Annotated in this window: 6 protein-coding genes; all 6 read right to left on the bottom strand. The window is 29.6% G+C overall.

From position 1 onward, the window contains the following. Positions 1 to 118 precede the first annotated feature (118 nt). The 6 genes from MC378_RS15170 to MC378_RS15145 all read right to left on the bottom strand — a co-directional run bounded on the left by MC378_RS15170 (position 119) and on the right by MC378_RS15145 (position 3,935). A complete protein-coding gene (locus MC378_RS15170; RefSeq protein ID WP_242179668.1) occupies positions 119 to 565 on the bottom strand; it encodes a hypothetical protein in 447 nt (148 codons plus the stop codon). 217 nt (positions 566 to 782) lie between these two features. Further along, complete coding sequence (locus tag MC378_RS15165; protein WP_242179667.1) at positions 783 to 926, bottom strand: hypothetical protein; 144 nt, start codon at positions 924 to 926, stop codon at positions 783 to 785. Between the two features lies 1 nt (position 927). Beyond that, a complete protein-coding gene (locus MC378_RS15160; protein ID WP_242179664.1) occupies positions 928 to 1,374 on the bottom strand; it encodes a DUF4844 domain-containing protein in 447 nt (148 codons plus the stop codon). 154 nt (positions 1,375 to 1,528) lie between these two features. Then, positions 1,529 to 2,233: a hypothetical protein gene (locus MC378_RS15155; protein ID WP_242179662.1), complete on the bottom strand. Its 705-nt coding sequence runs from the start codon at positions 2,231 to 2,233 to the stop codon at positions 1,529 to 1,531. A 160-nt stretch (positions 2,234 to 2,393) separates the two neighbouring features. Beyond that, positions 2,394 to 2,897 carry a hypothetical protein gene (locus MC378_RS15150; RefSeq protein WP_242179660.1) on the bottom strand — a complete coding sequence of 168 codons (504 nt, stop codon included), beginning with the start codon at positions 2,895 to 2,897 and terminating at the stop codon, positions 2,394 to 2,396. A gap of 162 nt (positions 2,898 to 3,059) precedes the next feature. Next, on the bottom strand, positions 3,060 to 3,935 hold the full coding sequence (locus MC378_RS15145) for a WG repeat-containing protein (protein WP_242179658.1): 876 nt from the start codon (positions 3,933 to 3,935) through the stop codon (positions 3,060 to 3,062). Positions 3,936 to 4,033 lie beyond the last annotated feature (98 nt).

The raw sequence follows: 4,033 nt of genomic DNA, 5'->3' as shown, positions 1-4,033 counted from the left end.
TAGTTGCGTGTTTTAAGCACTAAAGTTAGTAAATAAATCACAGATAGAAAGTCCGCGAGGACTTTCGTAAATTGGCTAAAACCAAGCAATTAATTATACACGGTGTTAGCAACAGTTTTTATGCTTCTCCATTTACAATTATAATTCTAAATTTATTCGTTTCAGTATTTATTTCCGCTTCAAAATGACAATCTCCACCATCTAATGCGTGAATAAATTTCGTTTCTTTTCCGTCAAAACCAATCATATATTCCTCACTTTCTTGAATTTCATTATAATCAACAAATCCACATTCAAAATTCAGGTAAATTTTTTTAACCTTTTCCTTTCTGTCATAAATTCCAGCAATTTGCACACTATAATCACATAAATTTTCTATAATGTAATTAGTCGCATTTCGAATTTCAGGTATTTGAGAATTCAGAATTCCCATTATATAAGGAATTTCAGATTCATTAACATTTATTAATTCGTATCTGTCATAATTTATCTTTTCTCTCTGCATTTGGTTTTGAAAACTGTAATGAGGAATTTCATATTTTGTTTCTACAATTTCATAATTCAAAACACAATTCTTAGAACACGAAAAATTCAATATGCAAATAATTAATAATGTTAAGTATTTCGTTTTCATCTAATTGTTGCTAACGTGTTTGTATATGGGAATTTGCGTGTTTGTGTGCGAGGAATTTCCGAAGGAAATTCAGACGTAGCAAACGTGCAACGACCTTTTGATTAAGCCAAAACCAGCAATTTTTTATATACGGTGTTGGCAACAGTTTTTATTCTTTTCGTCTTAATTCTTTATCAATCATTTTCTTTTCGGCTAAACGCTCTCCTTTCCAAAAGAAACGTTTTCCAATTTTTCTCAAATGCTTTCGCCATTCAGAGTCCGTTGTTAATTGACCTTTTCTTTTATTAGACATTTTAATTCTCTTTTTTAAAATCGTTCGGGTCAAATCCGTACATAAATTTATTTAATAGACCATTTGAGCTTTCTAATTCTACAATGTCCATTAATTCCTGAATATATGTACAAACTCTTTCTCGGTCTTCCGTATCTAATTCCAGATAAATATTCGCAAACCTTGAAAATCCAATTCCTATTTTTTCTTGATATTTTCTGTCAGTTGGTTTTTCTGATTCCGCAACAGTTTTAAAATCCGATGCGATTTGGTTTATTTTTTCCGTAAAAACTGGTCGCATTTTTTCGTCTGCAATTCCAGGATAAAAATTTTCTTCAACGAACTTTTTCTTTGCAATAAATTCCGCAAACTTTTCATTCGCATTTTCAGGTGTTTTCATTTCGGTTGCATTTTGTCCGCAAGCAGATAAAGTTAAAAACAGAACTAATATTTTGATGTATTTCGTCATTTCTCAAATTGTTGCCAACGTTGTTGTGTTATGGAAAGTTGCGATTTTGTGAACGAGGAATTTCCAGCGGAAATTCAGAAGTTTGCAAAAGAACAACAAGTTTTAGTTTATGCTAAATATAGCAATTTTTTATACACGGTGTTGTGAAACGTTTTTATTTTTCCTTCGTTTTGTTTTTCGTTTCTTTTATTGTTTTATTCTCAATATTATAAATTCCGTATTCAAATTCTGAATTACTTTCAGTTACGAAATTCAGTAAAATTTCCTTATTTTCATTAACCCATTCATATTGTTTTACTTTTCGGTCACTTACTTTAGTAAGATTTTCTCCATTCAAATCCGAAACGTAAACATAGTGTTGGTCTCTATTATTTATTTCTCCGTCATTATTTGTGTCTTCTGTTGCTATATAAAAAGATAAACGAGAAAGTTTATTCATCATTTCCTTATTGTGAGAAGAGTAAGAATTTGAAATAAACATACTTTTTATTGAAGCGTCATTTTTCAGTAGTTTTCTTATTTGATTAAATTCTTTATCTAAAAAGATAATATTAAAAGTGTTTTTCGGAACATCGTAAGGCAAGTTAATTTCATCCTCTAAAATTCCAAGTTTATCATTTTCTTTTTTATATTCTGCAACGATATAATTTTCAGAATTTGGGATTCCAATAAGTGAACTCTGTTTTATTTCATATTTTGGACCTTTAACTTCTAAAATTTCCAAATCTGAATTTTCTGAATTATAAAAAATATAATCATTGTATTTGTCAATCAAAACATTCCCTAAAACGTAAACAATAAAAATTGGAATTAAAATTCCATTGATTATTAATAATATTCTTAAAAATCTACTTTTCATATTCTTGGTCAATGTTTTACAACGTTGTTGTATAAGGTTAGTTGCGTGTTTCAAGCAACTAATTTACTAGATTAATCACGAACGGCGAAATTCCGAAGGAATTTCCCAAGTGAGCTAAAATTAGCAATTAATTTTATACGGTGTTGTAAACAGGCTTTTTTCATTCTATAATTCCGCTAAATGTTTTTGATTCGTTATAAACAGTAATTCCAAAAAGATTCCATTTTAAAATTCCATTAGCAATAAATTCCGCTTTTCCATTCATATTCAAATTGTTTGTTTCTATTGACTTAAACTCCCACATATAACCGCTCACAATTCCAGTCAAATAACTGTTACTTTCAATTGGGATATATTCATTCTGTTCGATAGAATATTTTACAAGCATATTTATATCAAAAGTCCAATTGTCTTCCAATTTTACTTGTTTAATTTCCGAATTATTTTTTCTATCATAGTTTTCTGTTATTGATATTCGGTTTGAGTTTTTTCCTGAATTTGATGCGGAAATTATTTGTACAATTCCGATTACCATTATAAAGATTGAGACAAATTTAAATTGTGGTTTAAATATTTTTTTTCCTTTAGTTATAAATCCAACAATCAGATAAAGAAAGTAAAGAACAATCATTCCATTTATTATAGACCAGATCAAATGTATCATAGTTTTCGTTTTTTAGCTTGTTTACAACGGAATTGTGTATGATTAGTGGCGTATTTAATCACCTAATTTAGCAAATAAAAAACCGAATAGAAAATCCGCGAGGATTTTCGTAAGTAAGCTCGAACTAGCCATTAATTATACACGGTGTTACCACACGTTTTTTTATTCGGTTGGTATTATTTTTTGTCCGTTTTTATTCAAATAATGAACTCCTCCTCCAAAATGAGGTGCTCCATAAAACTCTATTAATTCTCCTTGAAATCCCATATAGCAATGCATTCCAATTTCGATAAGAGTTTTTCCATTTTCGTCAATCAGAGCATCTAGAAAATAGTCGTTAGCAAATTCAAATTCACGTTTATTAATTCTTACCGCACAAACTCCGTTTTTAAATTTATCTACTTTATAAAATATGGGTTTAATAACTACATTATTTAAACTGTCTTTAAAACCCCAGAGTTCATTTTCTTGAAAAGGAACAAATTTATCGGACTTAAATTCCATTTTACTTTTTGATTCCAAACTGTCATTTTTTCTTGAGTTGTAAATCTCTACTCTTGAAAAAGTTTTTGTGCCAATTCTTTCTCCTTTTGTGTTTATTGGATAAAAATCAGAGAACTCTTTGTCGCTCACATATGCAATTCCGTTTTTAAATTCTTCGTGTCCGTCTTTCCAAGTTTTTCCAAACTCATTTACTCCGTTTCTATTCACAAACCATTGTTCCTCAAAACTTGAAATTCGGGCAAATCCTTCGCTAAATTCCGTTTCTGGAAAATTTTCCTTAATGTCGAAAACTTTATTTCCTAAAGTGTCAATAAAAATCCATTTGTAACCTTTTTTTATAACCTCTTTGGAAACGTAGCAAAGTCCTTCGCTGAAATCTCCAACATTTAGATATTCCGCTTTTACTTTAATTTTTCCGTTTTTGTCCATAAATCCGTATTTGCCATTTTCGGATTGGAACTTATAAAGTCCATTTCCTTGTCCATAGGAAATGAACGAAACTAAAATCAGAAGTAATGTTATTGTTGTTCTCAATGTTTTTCTCAAATGTGTGGTAACGAGTTTGTGTTATTGAAAGTTGCGTTTTACGTGAACGGCTATTTTCCGCAGGAAAATAGAAGTTTACAAAAAAG

Origin of the sequence: Polaribacter marinus, from assembly GCF_022662535.1 — a bacterium.
GTDB classification, from domain to species: domain Bacteria; phylum Bacteroidota; class Bacteroidia; order Flavobacteriales; family Flavobacteriaceae; genus Polaribacter; species Polaribacter marinus.
The sequence above is the reverse complement of the archived record's forward strand: the minus strand, read 5'-3'. Positions and strand labels throughout refer to the sequence as shown.